Annotated in this window: 16 protein-coding genes, 1 pseudogene and 1 riboswitch; of the genes and pseudogenes, 4 read left to right on the top strand and 13 right to left on the bottom strand. The window is 72.1% G+C overall.

Annotation, left to right across the window (positions count from 1 at the left end; translation table 11 throughout):
- Positions 1–32: 32 nt before the first annotated feature.
- From ABZY45_RS22670 to ABZY45_RS22635, 8 genes are all read right to left on the bottom strand, one after another.
- Complete coding sequence (locus tag ABZY45_RS22670) at positions 33–719, bottom strand: transglycosylase family protein (RefSeq protein WP_356742404.1); 687 nt, start codon at positions 717–719, stop codon at positions 33–35.
- Positions 720–891, bottom strand: a riboswitch (cyclic di-AMP (ydaO/yuaA leader).
- A 290-nt stretch (positions 892–1,181) separates the two neighbouring features.
- Positions 1,182–2,180 (bottom strand): transglycosylase family protein, encoded by a 999-nt coding sequence (locus ABZY45_RS22665; RefSeq protein WP_356742403.1) that lies wholly within the window; start codon positions 2,178–2,180, stop codon positions 1,182–1,184.
- 105 nt (positions 2,181–2,285) lie between these two features.
- Entirely contained in the window at positions 2,286–3,581 is a 1,296-nt protein-coding gene (locus tag ABZY45_RS22660) for a cytochrome P450 (RefSeq protein WP_356742402.1), read from the bottom strand.
- Positions 3,578–4,564 carry a nucleoside triphosphate pyrophosphohydrolase gene (locus ABZY45_RS22655; RefSeq protein WP_356742401.1) on the bottom strand — a complete coding sequence of 329 codons (987 nt, stop codon included), beginning with the start codon at positions 4,562–4,564 and terminating at the stop codon, positions 3,578–3,580. The genes ABZY45_RS22660 and ABZY45_RS22655 overlap by 4 nt, the downstream gene beginning before the upstream one ends.
- A 29-nt stretch (positions 4,565–4,593) precedes the next feature.
- The gene (locus ABZY45_RS22650; RefSeq protein ID WP_356742399.1) at positions 4,594–5,250 is read right to left on the bottom strand and encodes a SurA N-terminal domain-containing protein; all 657 of its coding nucleotides are present in this window, start codon (positions 5,248–5,250) and stop codon (positions 4,594–4,596) included.
- 170 nt (positions 5,251–5,420) lie between these two features.
- A complete protein-coding gene (locus tag ABZY45_RS22645) occupies positions 5,421–6,977 on the bottom strand; it encodes a serine/threonine-protein kinase (RefSeq protein WP_356742398.1) in 1,557 nt (518 codons plus the stop codon).
- The gene (locus ABZY45_RS22640; RefSeq protein ID WP_356742397.1) at positions 6,974–7,600 is read right to left on the bottom strand and encodes a hypothetical protein; all 627 of its coding nucleotides are present in this window, start codon (positions 7,598–7,600) and stop codon (positions 6,974–6,976) included. Before ABZY45_RS22640 ends, ABZY45_RS22645 begins: the two co-directional genes overlap by 4 nt.
- A 147-nt stretch (positions 7,601–7,747) precedes the next feature.
- Positions 7,748–9,856 carry an N-6 DNA methylase gene (locus ABZY45_RS22635; protein ID WP_356742395.1) on the bottom strand — a complete coding sequence of 703 codons (2,109 nt, stop codon included), beginning with the start codon at positions 9,854–9,856 and terminating at the stop codon, positions 7,748–7,750.
- A gap of 213 nt (positions 9,857–10,069) precedes the next feature.
- On the opposite strand from ABZY45_RS22635, the gene ABZY45_RS22630 reads away from it, so the two are divergent.
- On the top strand, positions 10,070–10,882 hold the full coding sequence (locus ABZY45_RS22630) for a DUF4190 domain-containing protein (RefSeq protein ID WP_356742394.1): 813 nt from the start codon (positions 10,070–10,072) through the stop codon (positions 10,880–10,882).
- Between the two features lie 163 nt (positions 10,883–11,045).
- Here ABZY45_RS22630 and ABZY45_RS22625 read toward each other — a convergent pair whose 3' ends face one another.
- Entirely contained in the window at positions 11,046–11,798 is a 753-nt protein-coding gene (locus ABZY45_RS22625; protein WP_356742393.1) for an N-acetyltransferase, read from the bottom strand.
- Between the two features lie 120 nt (positions 11,799–11,918).
- Positions 11,919–12,245, bottom strand: a complete 327-nt coding sequence (locus ABZY45_RS22620) for a hypothetical protein (RefSeq protein ID WP_356742392.1) — start codon at positions 12,243–12,245, stop codon at positions 11,919–11,921.
- Positions 12,246–12,415: 170 nt separating this feature from the next.
- On the opposite strand from ABZY45_RS22620, the gene ABZY45_RS22615 reads away from it, so the two are divergent.
- On the top strand, positions 12,416–13,147 hold the full coding sequence (locus ABZY45_RS22615; protein WP_356742526.1) for an HNH endonuclease family protein: 732 nt from the start codon (positions 12,416–12,418) through the stop codon (positions 13,145–13,147).
- 87 nt (positions 13,148–13,234) lie between these two features.
- Here the strand turns inward: ABZY45_RS22615 and ABZY45_RS22610 are convergent, their stop codons facing one another.
- Entirely contained in the window at positions 13,235–14,101 is an 867-nt protein-coding gene (locus tag ABZY45_RS22610; RefSeq protein ID WP_356742390.1) for a hypothetical protein, read from the bottom strand.
- 102 nt (positions 14,102–14,203) lie between these two features.
- Between ABZY45_RS22610 and ABZY45_RS22605 the strand changes: the two genes are divergently transcribed.
- Positions 14,204–14,788 carry a TetR/AcrR family transcriptional regulator gene (locus tag ABZY45_RS22605; RefSeq protein WP_356742389.1) on the top strand — a complete coding sequence of 195 codons (585 nt, stop codon included), beginning with the start codon at positions 14,204–14,206 and terminating at the stop codon, positions 14,786–14,788.
- A gap of 29 nt (positions 14,789–14,817) precedes the next feature.
- Here the strand turns inward: ABZY45_RS22605 and ABZY45_RS22600 are convergent, their stop codons facing one another.
- Both ABZY45_RS22600 and ABZY45_RS22595 read right to left on the bottom strand, forming a co-directional pair.
- A complete protein-coding gene (locus tag ABZY45_RS22600; protein WP_356742387.1) occupies positions 14,818–15,606 on the bottom strand; it encodes a GntR family transcriptional regulator in 789 nt (262 codons plus the stop codon).
- A pseudogene (locus ABZY45_RS22595) lies at positions 15,603–16,019 on the bottom strand (UTRA domain-containing protein); the annotation flags it as partial. The gene ABZY45_RS22600 and the pseudogene ABZY45_RS22595, both read right to left, overlap by 4 nt.
- A gap of 62 nt (positions 16,020–16,081) precedes the next feature.
- On the opposite strand from ABZY45_RS22595, the gene ABZY45_RS22590 reads away from it, so the two are divergent.
- Positions 16,082–16,483, top strand: a complete 402-nt coding sequence (locus ABZY45_RS22590; RefSeq protein WP_356742385.1) for an ATP-binding protein — start codon at positions 16,082–16,084, stop codon at positions 16,481–16,483.
- Positions 16,484–16,510: the final 27 nt, after the last annotated feature.

Raw genomic sequence — 16,510 nt, 5'->3', positions numbered from 1 at the left:
CAGGTGGGACCTGAGTTCTTCAGGTGGACCGACTACTTCAGGTGGAGCTGCTGACCCGGGAAGATCAGGTCGGCGTCGTCGACGATGTCGTCGTTCAGCTCGAACAGCTTCTCCCAGCCGCCCTTGACCTTCTTCGCGTCGGCGATCTTGCCGAGGGTGTCTCCGGCCTTCACCTTGTACTCGCCGTCACCCTTCTCGACCTTCTTGCCGGTCGGGGTCGTGACGGTCTTCTCGGCCTTCGGCTCCGTGCGCGTCTCGCTGCGCGAGGCGGGCTGCTCGGCCGTGCGCTCGGGCTGGGCCTTCTCGGCCGAGCCCGAGCCGGTGTCGACACCCGGGTCCACACCGTCGTTCGTCAGGCCGCCGGCACCGGCGCAGGCCCAGGCACCCGGGCCCTGGAGGTCGAGGAGCTTCTCGGCCACGGCTATCTGCTGGTTCTTGGTGGCCAGGTCGGCACGGGAGGCGTACTGCGTACCGCCGGCGGCGGCCCAGCTGGACTGCGAGAACTGGAGACCGCCGTAGTAGCCGTTGCCGGTGTTGATGGACCAGTTGCCACCGGACTCACACTGGGCGACGGCTTCCCAGGTCTGGACGGAGGCGGCCGAGGCGTTGGTGGCGCCCATCAGCGGCACGGCGACGGCAGCACCGGCGACACCGGCCAGGGTGGCGACACGGACGGCCTTGGACGGGCGACGGTGCTTGCCCTTGCTGGAAAGCAGCATGGTTCTCCTCACCGACGCCTACGAGGTGAGCTGTCGGGTTCGGGCCTGTGAGTTGCCCGGTCGCCCGCACTCGCGGACGACTTCACCCCGAGCCGTACCCGTACCCGTCTTCCGACGGCCGGGTCCGGCGCCTACCTGGGTCCCCCGCTCCTGCCTACGGCGCTTTACGCGTCGGTCCCCTTCGGCCGACGGCAGGATTCGGCGTGACGGTCGAAGGTGCCCGCGGTGCGAGCGGCTCCGACCGTAAACACACCCAACCCCTACATTCAAAGATGGACATAACGGTTAATCAGCACGTACCGGCGCGGGGTCGCGGATCGTTTGCGCAGGTCGGAGCCAATATGGACGGACCGGACGGACGGGGCACCCCGATCACAGCAAAGAGACCCATGTCTCACTTACGCATAAGTGGACATAGGCCTCTGAACTACCCCTGGTTTCGGGGTGTTTTCCCGCTTTGGATCAGTTGCCCGCCGAGGCCTTCGCCTGGGCGTCCTGACCATCCTTCGCATCCTGCGTGTCCTGGGTGTCCTGCGTCTGGGCCGTGAGGCCGAGGTCCAGGCTCTGGCCGGGCAGGATCAGGTCCGGGTCGGAGCCCAGCTCGTCCTTGTTGGCCTCGTAGAGCGCGGGCCAGCCGCCCGGGAGCTCCTGCGAGTCCGCGATCGCCCAGAGGTTGTCGCCCGTACGGACGGTGTACGAGCCGTCCGCGTCCTGGCGCGCGTCCGAGTCGCCCCGGGAGGCGTGCCGGCCGGACTCGCGCCCGTCCTCCAGGCCCGGCTCCGCGCTCGACTCGGGCGCGGGCGTGCCGCGGTGCTTGCCGCCGTTCGCCGCGTCCTCCTTCGAGGCGCCGGTCTCCGAGGCCTCGGGGGACGGGGTGGCGGACGGCGAGGCGTCGGCGCTCGCCGAGGAGTCGGCCCTGCCGGCCTTGTCCGTCCTGCTGTCGGAGGTGTCCTCGGTCTTCCCGCCGGTGCCCTCCGTCGCCTCCGCCGGGGCCGAGGCCCTGGACGAGGGGGTCCCGGACGGGGACGGGCTCTCCGTGGACCCGTCGGACGGCTCGCCGCCCGGGTCGATGCCCGGCAGCGTCCCGTCCAGGGCGAGCCCGGAGATCACGGCGCAGCTGGGCCACGCCTGCGGGCCCTTGTCGTCGAGCACCTTCTCCGCGACCGCTATCTGCTGCGAGCGGCTCGCGAGGTCGGCCCGGGGCGCGTAGGCGGTACCGCCGTAGGCCGACCAGGTGTCCTGCGAGAACTGCAGTCCGCCGTAGTAGCCGTTGCCGAGGTCGGCGCTCCACATGCCGCCGCTCTCGCATTCCGCGACCCGGTCCCAGGTCGTCGCCTCGGCGGCTTGCGCGCCGCCCGCGCCCAGCAGCGGGATGGCGATGGCCGATCCGGTGACGCCTGCGGCGACGACGATGGCGGGTGCCTGACGAGGGCGACGGTGTCTGCCGGTCGCGGAGCCCATGGGATTGCCTTCCGTGTGACTGACATGTGACGGGTGAGTCGAACGGTGAACCTAGCCCTACTCGAACGTGTGTCACAAGTCGATGCAGCGGAGATCACGTGAAAGTCACAGAGTTGACAGGCTGTCACTTTCCTCGCCGGAGCGCCCCGGCCGGAACTCGACCGGAAGCGTGCGCAGTCCACGCATGATGAGCCCGCCGCGCCACCGCAAATCGGCAGGTTCCGCAGCGAGCCGCAGGTCGGGGAGGCGGCGGAGCAGGGTCGCGAGAGCCACCTGACCCTCCAGCCGGGCCAGCGGCGCCCCCAGGCAGTAGTGGATGCCGTGTCCGTATCCGAGGTGCTGATTGTCACTCCGCGCGAGATCCAGCGTGTCCGGATCCTGGAAGCGCTCGGGGTCCCGGTCGGCGGCGGCCAGCACCACCAGGACGGGGTCCCCCGCCGCGATCTCCCGACCGCCCAGCGTCACGGGTTCGGTGGCGTAGCGCCACGTCGCGAGCTCCACCGGCCCGTCGTAACGCAGCAGCTCCTCGATGCCCGTGGCGAGCAGGTCCGTCTCCCCGGCGGCGAGCGACCGCTCCAGGCGGGCGCGCTGGGAGGGATTGCGCAGCAGCGCGTAGGTGCCGTTGCCGATGAGGTTCACGGTCGTCTCGAATCCGGCGAACAGGAGGATGAAGGCCATGGCGGCGGCCTCGTTCTCGGTGAGGTGCTCGCCGTGGTCACTCGCCCGGATCAGCCCGGAGATCAGGTCGTCACCGGGGTTCTCCCGCTTGCGGTGGATGAGTTCGGCGAGATAGCCACGCATCTTCTTGACCGATCTGGCCACCCCGCCGCGCGGACCGCCACCGTGCCGGATCATCATGCCCGCCCAGTCACGGAAGTCGTCCTGGTCCTCGCGCGGCACTCCGAGCAGATCGCAGATCGCGTAGATGGGCAGCGGGAAGGCGAAGTCGTGGATGAGATCCGCCTTCCCCTCCTCCACGAACGTGTCGATGAGGCGGTCCGTCAGCTCCTGCACGCGGGGCGCGAACTCCGCCACCCGGCGCGGGGTGAACGCCTTGGACACCAGTCGGCGCAGCCGGGTGTGGTCCGGGGGGTCGATGTTCAGCAGATGCGTCATCAGCTCCGCCTTGCGCTCCCCCGGGATACCGGTCTTCCCCTTCGCGTTCGCGGACCCCGCGTGGTGCGCCGGGTTCTTGGAGAGCCGGGTGTCGGCGAGGGCCTGCCTGGCGTCCGCGTACCGCGTCACCAGCCAGGCCTCGACCCCGCTGGGCAACGCCGTGCGGTGGACGGGGCTGTTCTCCCGTAGCCAGGCGTAGGCGGGGTACGGGTCGGTGGCGAACTCCCAGGTGAAGAGTTCGGGTGCCGCGTCGGGCGCGGAGGCGGTGCGGGGGCTGTCGTTCACTCCTCGACGCTATCGGGACCCGCCCCGAGCCCCTCCGCCGCCCGGATCGCGTCCCGGTAGGCCCGGGCGGCGGCCCGGAGAGCGGCCTCCGGGTCGATGCCGTCCTGCTCGGCGCGCACCGCGAGGGCGAGCAGCCGGTAGCCGACCCCCTCCCCCTGGGGCAGTGCCGCGTCGATCCCCGCCGTACGGGCGCGGCCTCCGAGCTTGGCCGCCAGTGCAAGACCTGGCTGGCCGAGCGGCACCCCGTCGGTGACGGAGTCGCGCTGCTTCTCGATCGCCTTCGTACGCAGCCAGTGCGCGCGGACGTCCTCCGGGGTCTCGGCGGTCTCGTCGCCGAACACGTGCGGGTGCCGGTGGATCAGCTTGTCGACGATCGTCCCCGCGACGTCGTCGATCCCGAACGGCTCCTCCGGGTCCTCCTGCGCGATGCGCGCGTGGAACACGACCTGGAGCAGCACGTCCCCGAGCTCCTCGCGCAGCTCGTCCCTGTCGCCGTCCTCGATGGCCTCGACCAGTTCGTACGCCTCCTCGATGGCGTACTTCGCGAGCCCTTCGTGGGTCTTCTGCGAGGTCCACGGGCAGGCGAGCCGGATCCGGTCCATGACCTGCACCAGGTCCAGGAGCCGCGCGCCGGGCAGGTCGTACGAACCGGGCAGCAACTCCAGGTCCGGCATGTGCACGCGGCCGGAACCGCCGAGGCGGGCCAGCCCGTCGGTGAGCGGCTGGTTCCCCTCGCCGCCCACCAGCACCACCACGGTCCGGCCGCCCGCGCAGTCGTCCACCAGCTCCTCCGCCGAGGGGGCGGCGTGCTCCACGGCGACGCCCGCCTCCCGCAGGTACGGCAGCTGCGGGTGGTCCCGCTCGGGGCACACCACCCGTTCTGCGGCGTGCAGCGTCTGCCAGGCGGGCCAGGACAGCAGTCCGGGCGCGACCCGGTGGCTGGCGGTGAGCAGGACGATGCGGCCGGGGTCTTCAGCGTTCACGCCTCGAACCTACCTCCGGCCGGACGGGGTCAGGCGCCTGCCTCGGGCTCCTGCGCCTGGAAGGTGGTGACCTGCGTGATCCACGGCGCCTTGTACGTGCTCAGCTGGACCTTCTCGTCGTCCCAGCTGCCGTAGCGCGGATTGACGTCGATGTGCAGGGCCTTCGACGCCTCGGTGAGCGCCTTCCCGACGACCGCCTGGCCGCCCGGCGTCTGGAGATCGGCACCGAGCGCCCGCGCCAGCTTCGGAAGCTGGACCTCCTTGCGCAGGTCGTTCTCGATCTGGTCCGGGGCCACCCAGCGCTGCTCCAGCATCACCGTCCGCAGCCCTTCGTCACCACCGGACTGTGCGGCGGCGGCTGCCTGGATCTGCTGGATCTCCTTACGGCTGACGGTCACCCCGGCGTCCTTCGCGGCCCGGTCCAGGACCTGGCCGAAGATCAGGCCGTGCAGTTTGGCCCGGTTCAACTGCCCGGACTTCGTCACCAGTTCCTCGGACCGCTCCGACGTCCGCTGCGCGCTGCGCACGTCGGACGCCTGCGCCTGGACCGTGGCCACGTCGATCCGGTCGCCGCCGACCACCGCCGCGGCGCCCGGATGGGCCTCGCTGCCGCAGGCGGTCAGGAGCGGTGCCGCGAGGAGCGTGGCGGCGGAAAGGGCGAGCGCGGTGCGACGACGGCGGTGCAAAGGAGCCTCCCGGGGAGAGTTTGTGCATCAGTGCACAAAGCCTTGCGGTGATCGATGTTAGGCAGTGGACGTGATTCGGGCCACTGCTTCGACCAACGATTTCCGGACCCGTCAGTGTGGGGTCGGCGCCGAAAACACCGCCGGCTCCCCCTTTTCGGGCGCCGCCGGGCTCACACCGAGCCGCGGACGTCCTGGTGGTGGGTCAGTTGACGCCGCAGCTCCGTGGGAAGCGGATGGTGCGGGCCGTAGGCGCGCTCCGTGTCGTACAGGAGTGCCTGCAACTGGGCGCGGCCCGCCGCGTGGTCGCCCACCCCGAGCAGCAGGTGACCGATGCGATGACGGATGTCGAAGGCCCGGCCCGGGCCCTCGGAGTGCGCGTAGGCGTTCTCGTAGTACGGGAGGACCGCGCGGTACTCGGCCAGCGCGGCGGCCGCCTCGCCGAGCTGCTCCAGGCACTGCGCCGCGTCGTAGCGGTACTGGAGGGTCTGGGAATCGGCGGGGCCCGCCTCCGCGGTGCGGTCGTCGGCGAGACGGCGGAGCTCCGGGAGGGCGCGACGGTACTGCCCGTCGTCCATGAGCGTGGCGGCGTACTGCTTGCGCAGGATCCGCACGACCGGGGAGTGCTCGCCGTGCTCCGCCGCGGCGGCGGGAAGGATGCCCCCGAGTATGTCGACGGCCTGGGTGATACGGCCCTCGCCAAGGAGCCGCTTCACGTCGTCGACGGCCTGCGCCACGTTCGGGCGGGAGGGCGGCTCGTGCGGCGCGGCCGGTGCCTGCTGGGCGGGCACGGGCGCGGGCGCCGGGGCCGCCGCCCGGTCCGGCCAGGGTGCCTGCGGACGCAGAAAGGGCCGGGTCGGGTCGAGCGGCCCGGCCGGCGAACCCCCGGAGGGCAGCAGGGGCCGCAGGCACTCGTACACCTCCTGGGCGGAGGCGGGACGGTGCTGCGGGTCCTTGGAGAGCAGCCGCAGGACGAGGGCTTCGAGCGCCTCGGGGACCTCGGGCCTGAGATGACGGACCGGGAGCGGGGGCTCGTAGAGATGGCGGTGCAGCACTCCCAGGGCGGTGGAGCCCGCGAACGGCACGTTGCCGCTGAGCAGTTCGTGCAGGAGCACCCCGAGGGCGTACAGGTCCGTGTACGGGCCGACGGCTCCGCCCATCGCCTGCTCGGGGGCCATGTAGGCCGGGGAGCCGATCGGTGAACCCGTGTGCGTCAGACGGGTCGTGTCGGTGTCCATGACGGAGGCGATGCCCAGGTCGAGCACGGTGAGCGTGCCGTCCGGCTTGACCATCGCGTTGCGCGGTTTGAGGTCGCGGTGGACGATCGGCACGGCGTGCACGGCGGAGAGCACCGCGCAGAGCTGCGCGGCGATCGCGACGGCCCAGGGCCACGGGTAGGGGTCGTGCTCGGCGAGATGGTCGGCGAGGTCGGCGCCCTCGACGTACTGCATGACGAGATAGAGGTCCTCGCCGTCGCTCCCCGCGTCGTGGACGGTGACCAGTCCGGGGTGGTCGACCTGCGCGGTGACCCGGCACTCCCGGACGAATCTGCGGCGCAGGTCGTCGGCTGCCTGGCTGCCCGACGGGCCCGCGACCCTGTCCGGGCGCAGGAGCTTCACCGCGACCCTGCGGTCGAGACGCTGGTCGTACGCCGTCCAGACCTGCCCCATGCCGCCCTGGCCGAGAATGGTCGCCAGCTCGTAACGCCCGGCGATCACACGCCCGTTCACCGACCGTCACCCTCCTTGCGGAGGTAGTCGCTCAGCTCGTCGAGTTCGGCACGCACCTGGTCCAGGCGCTGGGGCGCCGCGGGCCTCGGGGTGTCCGACGGGGGCGTGGCGGCGGGCCGTTGCGGCGGGGCGGGCGGATAGCCGTAGGACGGGGCGGGCGTCAGGGGCGGCGGGACGGGCAGGGTCTGCTGTCCGTATCCGGCGGCGGGCGACGCGGAGACCCCGGGCCGCGGGGTCGCGTAGCCGTAGGGAACGCCCTGCGGGCCGCCGTACGGACCGTAGTGGCGGATCTCCGCGTAGAGGTAGTAAGTGACCGTGCCCGCGAAGACGACCAGCATCCAGGTGAGCGTGATGAGCGCCTGGGCGTCCGACATCACCTCATCCTCGTCCGGCAACGTCCCGAGGTAGCCGACGAGTCCGACGTTCAGCGCGAACACGAGGGCGAGCAGCCACCAGTCGCGCTGCTTGCGGGTCACGATCGCCAGTCGCAGCATGGCCGCCCAGGCGAGGAGGCCACAGCTCAGGAAGGTGAGCGCCACGAAGACCACGCGCAGCGTGACGAGCGTGGCCGAGGACGGACGACGCTTCGGCTGCTGCTCCGGCGGATAGCCGTAGCCGTGCATGTGCTGCTCCCGGAGGGCGTGGGTCGGACGTGTGCAGTGAGCGTATACACCGACACGGACAACCGGTCCCGGGTTGTGCACAACCGTTGTGGTTCCCGTCACGGTTCACCGCACGGCCCACCTCGTCCGGCGCCCGCCCGGCCCACCTCACCCGGGGGCGACCGTGCCCTCCGTGAGCCCGTCGTACATCCCCTGCACCAGCTGCCCGCCCAGCCTCCCGGCCGTGCGCAGGGCGTCCTCGAAGGCGGCGAGATCCCTGAACCGCTCGCCGTAACGCCGTTGTTCGGCGAGGGGCAGGCGCGGCACCTGGAGGCGCCGGGCGTCCAGCCGGGTCGCCGTGGAGGCATAGCTGCTGGCCTGCCTGTTGTTGGCGGTGGCACGCAGGAAACCGGCGAGGAACCAGGGGTCCAGTGCTGCCGGATCCGGGCGCAGCAGCTGGAGGTTGCGGCCCAGCGCGGCTCCGGCGGTGGCCTCGTCGACGACCCTGGCCACCGAGCCGCCGCCCAGTACCGGCACGACGACGTCGCCCGGCTCCAGGAGCAGCGGCTCGGTCTCCGTGGTTGTCGTCGGCGCTGCGGCCGTGCCGCTCGGGGCCGTGCCGGCCAGGACGTCGTGCTCGGTGAGGACCCGCGCGGCGCCACCCGACGCACCGGAACCCGTGCGCAGGCGCAGAGCGCCCGCACGGGCCAGTTCGCCGACGGTGGTGAAGGGCCGCCGGGCCGGTTCGCCCGGGACGGCGGGCGGCGGGGTGAGCCGGGCTGTCAGCTTCAGGGTGTCGTCCAGCCGCTTCCGTACGCGCGCCAGCTCGGCCGCACCGCCGCCGGCGGCCTGCGGTGGCAGGTGGCGGGCGGGGGCCAGGTCCACGTCGTCGTCGAGGAGTTCGATGACGGGGACCGCCCGGCTGGTCCCCGGGCGCTCCTCGAAGGGCTCACGGCGTCCCGGCACGTCGAAGGCGGTCCAGGCGTCCAGCACCGCCGCACGCAGAGCGGGCCAGTCCAGCCGGTCACGGCCGGAGGCCGTGCCCGCGGACTCGGGCTCGGCCGTGTCGACGACGAGCAGTTCGGGGGCCGGGGGCTGCTCGGCTCCGGGCTTGCGGAGCACCCAGATGTGGAGCGGGATGCCGTACGGCGGGGCGGCACCGGCCGGGAGCGCGATCACGGCGCGCAGCGCGCCGCGGCGGAGCAGGTCGGCGCGGATGCGCCGGCCCGAGCGGCGCGAGGCGGCGGCCGGGGGCATGAGCACCACGGCCGTACCCCCTTCACGGAGATGGGCGAGGGCGTGCTGGACCCAGGCCAGTTCGGACTCGGTGCGGGCGGGGAAGCCGTACTCCCAGCGCGGGTCGTAGGCCAGTTCGTCGTGGCCCCAGTTGCGCTCGTTGAACGGCGGGTGGCACAGCACCGCGTCCACGGTGAGTCCGGGGAAGGCGTCGGTGCGCAGGGTGTCGCCGGTCCGTACGGACGGTGTGGACCCTTCGGCACCTCCCCCCGGAGCGTGCAGGGCGAGGCGGAGGGCGGTGAGCGCCACCAGGTCGGGGTCGGCCTCCTGGGCGTACAACGCGGCGGGGCGGCCGACGGCGCGCAGAAGGGCGCCGGTTCCGGCCGCGGGGTCGAGCACCGTGCGTGAGGCGCGCCTGCCGCTCGTGCCGGCGGCGTCCCGTGCGGGTACCGCGAGGTCGGCCATCAGCTCGGCGAGGCCCGGGGGCGTGAGTGTGTACTGACGCGGATTGGCGTCGAGTTGCCGGTTGAAGAGGAAGTCGAAGGCCTGCCGGGCCCCGGTCTCCGCGGCGAGTTCGGCGACGGCGCGAAGCAGCGGCACGGACGGGAGCAGCGCTTTCTCGGTGGGCGTGGGGACGGCACATCCGGCTCCGAAGCGGTCCGCGAGCACGTGCTCCAGGGCGCCCGGCAGGACCCCGGCCATGCGGGCGTCCGATACGGCGGTGATCTCCAGCCAGGCGGTGGGCCTGTCCCGGACGAGCAGAAGGGCGCAGCCCGCGTGGAGGAGGGCGGTGACGGCGCCGCCGGGGTGGCCCGCCAGCTGCTGCCAGACCCGCTCGCGCAGTGGGATCTCCGCGAGCTTGCCCTGGTCGCGGAGCCACTGCTCGACCTCGGTCAGGGCGAAGGAAGGGCTGGCCTCGGTGCCGCCGACGGGCTTCGGGAAGTCGGCGTGCCTGCGGCGCCAGTTGCTGACGGCGGCGCGGCCGACGCCCGCGAGCCGGGCGATTCCGGCGGCGGTCACCTCTGTCGAGTTCTCCGGCACTGGCCTGTCTCCCGTTCGCCCACATCGGTGTCGCCTGCTGTGTGGATGAGCATACCGATTGCACCCCACCCATCGGTTCACACCGAGGACACCACGAGGTCACCGTGAACAGTGTTGACTTGGTTCACAGCAACTGTTCTTATTGACCCACCGCACACCGCACGGTTGCGCGGCACCGCTCACACTTCCCGTTCTTCCTCGAAGGGCACACCCATGTCCCAGTACACGCAGCCGCAGCCCCAGCAGCCGTACGCACCGGCCCAGGCGCCCGGCACGCGCCCCGCCCGTAACGGCCTCGGTATCGCCGCCCTGGTCCTCGGCATCATCGGGACGGTCTCGGGTCTCATCCCGCTGTTCTTCTGGCTCGCGGGCATCCTCGGCCTCATCGCCCTGATCCTGGGCCTCTCCGGGCGCGGGCGGGCCAAGCGCGGCGAGGCCACCAACAAGGGTGTGGCCACGTTCGGCGCGGTCCTCGGCCTGGTGGCGCTGATCCTGTCGGTGGTGGGAGCCGTCCTCACCTTCAAGGCCGTGGACGACGTGGTGGACGAGATCAACGATTCGGCCCCGGCCAGCGCGGCTGCGAAGCCGGCGGACTCCGGGGGTGACGCGGCCAAGGACGACGCCAAGGGTGCGGCCGAGACCCTGGAAGCAGGAGACACAGCTGTCTACGAGGACGGCCTGGAGGTCACCGTCAGCGCCCCCACCGCCTACACCGCCGACGAGTTCGCCATCGGGCACACCAAGGGCAACAAGGCCTACACGGTCTCGGTCGTCATCGAGAACAAGGGCAAGGAGAAGTTCGACGCGACGCTCACCTCCGTCGACGCCCGCGCGGGGCAGGACGGCGTGGACGCCGAGCAGATCTTCGACGGCAAGGTCGGCGAAGGCTTCAGCGGCACGGTCCTGCCGGGCAAGAAGATCACGGCCCAGTACGCCTTCGACACCCCGGCCGACGCCGAGAACCTGACCGTCGAGGTCTCCCCCGGCTTCGACTGGGACGCCGACCAGTGGGACCTGAAGCTCTGACATGACGGCGGGCCACATCCGAAGGCGCCCCTCCACCGCTCAGCGGAGGGGCGCCTTCGGATGTGGCCGGCACGGCTCCCGGCCCCAGGGCGTGGCCGGCCCCGCTCCCGTACCCGGGCCGGGGCCTCTGCTCCCGTGCCCGGGCGGGCAGGTTCCGTTGTCGCTAGCCGCCGGTGGAGTGCCGCACCCAGACGTTCGGCTCGACGTACACCGCGTACCCGTGCGCGGGAGAGCAGAGCACCGGAACCAGTGCTCCCGGGACCTCCACCGGCCCCTCCGTGTCGAACGGCAGCCCGGTCCACGCCCGCCAGCGCTCCAGCGACCCGCTCACCGTCATCGAGACCGGGGCGACCGTCTCGACCACCCCGCCCGCCCGTACATGCACCCGCAGCCAGGGATCGACGGGCAGCCCGTCGTCCGGACGGGTGCGCCGGGCGTACTCCTCCAGCGGCACGGAGGCCTCGGCGTGTTTCGCGCTCGGCCTGACCGGAGCCACGAGGTCCTTGAATCCGAGGCGTCGTGTGTTCTCCCGCATCGCGGCGACCATCCGCCCGGAGATGCCCTCGCCGAGCCGCCCCGCGGCAACCGTGATCTCGATCGCGCTCACGGTGTCCGGGGTACGCCCGTGCCGCAGGTCGGAGAAGGCCCACAGCAGCACCTGGTCCCAGCCGCCCTCCGGCAACTCCCCCCGCCCGGGCGCCCCCAGGGCGAACGGCACGCTGTAACCCCTGGCAGCGACGGCACCGTCGGCGTCGGTGGCGACGAGTACGAACTCGGGGAACTCCACGGCTATGCGGGGGAAGTTCGCCCAGCCCACCAGGTCCTCCAGGACGAAGGCGGGCCAGGTGTCGGGCATGTCGTCCAGCGCCCCTGCGAGTTGGGGCCGCTCCGCGAGCGTGGTGATCTTCACATCCATCCGGCCACGGTAGACAGGCCGACCGCCGTCGCCAACCGGATTCGGCGTGGGCCCCGAAGGGTGTGCGTTCAGCCCTCGCACGCGCGGGGCAGGCGCGCACGCAAGGGCACCGTCACCGGTTCACAGATAGCTGCCGACGACGAGCGCACCCGTCGGCAGAAGGCTCAGCGAGACGCAGACCGGCCAGTACAGCCGCGGGTCCATCGCCGCCCTGCGGCCCAGCGGCTCGTTGACCAGCCACCAGATGATCCCGAACACCGCGACCACCGGTACGACGATGATCAGCCAGAGCATCATGCCGTCGTTCTCCGTGGGCTCCCGCGAGGTCCAGCCCGCATTCGCGAGCGGACCGTTCGCCAGGAAGTACCACACCAGCCACGCGGGAACGACGCCCGGCACCCCGAGCAGCAGGTTCACGCCCACTGCCGTCAGCCGCCATTTCACCATGGGCTCAGTATTCACACCGTCGCCCTGCGCGCCGAGGCACCCTCCCCTCCGCCCGTACCCTGCGCCTACCCTGATGCCTCGTGACCCGTATCCGCGCAACGCCCCCGTCCCGTCGCCCCGCAGGGCGCTCCCTCCGGCTCCCCCGAGGCCGGGTCGCCGGCTGTGCCGCCCTGGCGCTCGGGGCGCTGCTGACCGGCTGCGACGGGACCGGGCTCCCCGACGGCAGCGGTCTTCCCGGCGGCGGGGTCTCCTCGGCGGCCTCCGGTGCGCAGGGGACCAGCCCGCTGGACGACCCGGACGGCACGAAGCCGGGCCTGGCGGCGATCTCCTCGGAGGGGGACGAGGCGAAGGGCCGCGACCTCATCGAGGAGCTGTCCACGAAGGGCCGCGGGCCCAAAACGGGTTACGAACGCGACAAGTTCGGCTACGCGTGGATGGACACGGCGGACGGTGTCCCCCTCGCGAGGAACGGTTGTGACACGCGGAACGACCTGCTGAAACGCGACGGCCAGAAGATCGAGTTCCGCTCCGGGTCCGACTGCGTGATCGTCTCGATGACCCTCCACGACCCGTACACGGGCAAGGACATCGCCTGGAAGAAGGCAGACGCCTCGGAGGTCCAGATAGACCACGTGGTGCCGCTGTCGTACGCATGGCAGATGGGCGCGGCCCGCTGGCCCGAGAGCAAGCGCAAGCAACTCGCGAACGACGTGCTCAACCTGCTGCCGGTCGAGGGCCGCGCCAACAGCGCCAAGGGCGACTCCGGACCGGCGTCCTGGCTGCCACCGGACAAGGCGATCCGCTGCTCCTACGCCGTGCGGTTCGCGCAGGTCGCCCGGAAGTACGAACTGGCCGTGACGAGCGCGGACAAGCAGGCGATGCTGACGCAGTGCGGCGGCTGACGCGGCGCGGGGCAGCGCGGCGCTGACACGGCGCCGGACAGGTACGACGCCGTGCAGTGCGGCGGCGGCTGACGGGCGCCCGGGCCCTTAGACCTTCCCGATACCCAGCGTCGTCTCGGACGGCAGCAGCCCCGAGCCGATCACCTCCACCCACAGCGGTCCCAGAAGCTCCGCCAGCCTCTCCCGCTCCTCGGTACCGAGGGCCCGCCAGGGACCCGAGGCGGCCTCGTCCGTACGCCGTTCGACCTCCGCGCGCAGCGCCCGCCCGGCGTCCGTCGCCGTACCGTCCGCCTCCAGCAGCCCCCGCCCGGCCAGCCGGCCCCGGGCCGCCTCCCACTCCTGCGCGCTCCACCCCCGGCTCGCGAACACCTCCGGTCGTGCGGCGCCGACCGCCGCGAAGGAGACCAGCGACTCCACCGGATCCAGGCCCGCCGCGATCAGCGCCGCGACGTGGCCGTCGCCCCGGTGCTCCCGCAGCACCGTCGACGCCTGCCAGAGCGTCAGGTGCGGCGCGTCGGGCCACGGCAGCGCGGCGTTGGCAGCCGCCAGCGGGCGTCCGGTCACGTCCGCGGCCTGGGCCGCACGCCGCACGAGCGCGGCGGCCTCGGCAAGCTCCGGCCCCTCGACCCGGTCGCCGAACAGCGCGCGGTAGGCCCGGTCCACCGCCCGGCTCCGCGCCGCGAGCACCGCGTCCGGGGTGGCCACCGACCAGCCCGCGGGGATGTAGGCCCCGGTCATCGCGGGGCTGAAGCTGTGGAAGGTGCCGGTCACCTGTTCCGCCCCCGCCGCACCGAGCGGGGCGGCACGCCACGCGAAGTAGCTCGGCCAGCGCTCGTCCGTGGCGTATCCGAGCGCGCCAGCCTCCTCGAACGCCTCCGGCGCGTAGTAGACGACGGCGTGCAGCGGCTCCAGCAGGTGCCACATCCGGCGTACGGAACCCAGATCGTCGGACATGTCCAACCTCCCGCTCGGCCACATCTTGTCAGTGACTAGATATCCAGGGTGCGCCCGCTCCGCGAACTTGTCAATGCCTAGATTCCGCGTACCGTACGTCCCATGACCAGTGAGCGCACCTATCACCACGGCGACCTGCGGCGGGCCGTCCTCACCGCCGCCCTCGACGTCATCGAGGCTGACGGGCCCGACGCCCTGTCCCTGCGCGACCTGGCCAGGCGGGCGGGCGTCTCGCACGCGGCACCGGCCCACCACTTCAAGGACCGCACCGGCCTGCTCACCGCCGTCGCCGCCGAGGGCTACGCACTCTTCGCCGACGCCCTGGCGGACGCAGCGGGCCTACGGGAGCGAGGCGTCGCCTACGTCCGGTTCGCCTCGGACCACCCCGCGCACTTTCAGGTGATGTTCCGCCCGGAGCTCCTCCGCGCCGACGACCCCGCCCTGCTCGCCGCCAAGTCCCGCGCCACCGAGGAACTGCGCGCCGGGATCGGCGAACTCCCGCACACCGCCCACGGCGACGAGGCCCGCCTCGCCGGCATCGCCGCGTGGTCCCTGGCCCACGGCTTCGCGACGCTGCTGCTCAGCGGCAACCTGACGGACGCCCTTGAGGGCCGCACGCCGGAAGACGTCTTCCGCACCCTCGCAGGCCTGGTCTTCGCACGGCGATCCGGTGGCACCGGCGACTGAGATCCGCCCACCCCGGACCGGGACCGGAGTCAGTCGGGCGGCCCGGACGTGAACTCGTACTGCACCTCGCAGAGATGCCCCGCCTTGACCATCACCGTCGCCTCGATGGGCCGTTCGTGATCGGTGAACACCACCCGCAGAGTCCGCAGTACAGGCAGGTCGCCCGGAAGCTGAAGCAGTCGGTACTGCTCCTGCGTGGCCACCCGCGCCGAGACGCGGTCCACGCTGAGCCGGGGAGGATGACCCAACGCCGCCAGGAGGGTGGGCGTGCCGCCGGGAATCCGGCGGCACTGCGTAAGCGCGGTTCCCTCGGCGATCTCCGACGGGTAGTAGGAAGCGACGAGTTCAGCGGGTTCGCCGTCGATCGACAGCACCTGGCGCCGGAGGACCGCTGTGCGCCCTTGACTCAGCCCCAGCGCATCGGCCACGTCCGCCGGGGGAACAGCCTCGCCGACCTCCACCAGGGTGCTGTGCGCCCGGCTTCCCGACTCGGCCGCCTCGGTGAGCCAGCGGTACGGCTCCCCTTCGGCCACCGGCGCCATGTACGCGGCCGGTCGTATCGTCCGCTGCCGATGGTCGCGAACGGTCACCGCCGCTCCGGCCCTGCCGACGACCAGCCGCTCACCCTTGAGAAGTTGCAGGGCCTTCTGGACCGTGGCGTTCGAGGCGGCGAACCGCTCCTTCAACTGGGCTGTGGACGGCAGACTCGCGCCGGGGGCCAGGTCACCCGACATGATCTCTTCCCGCAGGTCGGCGGCGATCCGCTCGTGGAGCGACCGCCGGTCCTCATGCTCCACGTCGCGTCCGGGTGCGCTCATCGGATCCTGATCTCGTACCGCAGTCTCTGCCCGCGCGGGGGCATGACCATCACGTCCACCTGAATCGGCCTGTCCTCGGCGCCCAGCGTGAGCCTGACGAGCTCCAGGACCGGCTGCCCCTCCTCCAGCGCCAGGGCTTCCCGCTCACCCCCGGTGGGCAGCCGCGCGGCGACATCCTCCCGGGCCCGGACGCCGACGTGCCCGAGTCCGGCGAGCAGCCCCACCGCACCCCCCGGGATCTTGGCGGTCGCGGCCAGCGCGGTGCCCCGGGCGATCTCCAGCGGGTAGTAGGTGTCGGTCAACTCGCACGGCACATCGTCCAGATACATGATCCGCCGCCGCTCGACAACGGACGCACCCCGGGCTGCACCGAGCAGGTCGGCCACGCGGTCGGACGCTGCCACCTGGGCCGCCGAGGCGGCAGCTGCGGGACGGCGAGGCAGCCAGCGGATCGTGCGGGCGGGGGAGAACCACCGTGTCTCTGTCGCAGCAACGACGCTTCGCCCGACGGAAAACGTCCGTCCGTGCCTCCCGCGACTTCGTCACCGATGTCCTCACCGAATGGCGACTGACCCCCTTGATCGAGGACATGCGGCTCTGCGTTTCCGAGCTCGCGACCAACGCCCTCCTGCACGGAGCACCTCCTGGCAGGGAGTTCGCCGTACAACTGAGCACCACGGATGACCTCGTGAGGCTCGAGGTCCGGGACAGTGGCGACGGCACCCCCGTCTGCCGGCAACCGGACAGTGCGAGCTGCTCGGGGCGCGGCCTGCACATCGCCCACCAGCTGGCGGCTGAACTGGGCGTCCGGCATCACACAGTCGGCAAGACCGTCTGGGCAGTGTTCAAGAAGCCGTCGACGCCGCAGCCCTCATGACACGGACTCCCGCCGCCGGGGCGCCGC

Source organism: Streptomyces sp. NPDC006516 (genome assembly GCF_040611875.1).
GTDB lineage: Bacteria > Actinomycetota > Actinomycetes > Streptomycetales > Streptomycetaceae > Streptomyces.
Note: the sequence above shows the minus strand (reverse complement) of the source record. Positions and strands in the feature narration are given on the sequence as shown.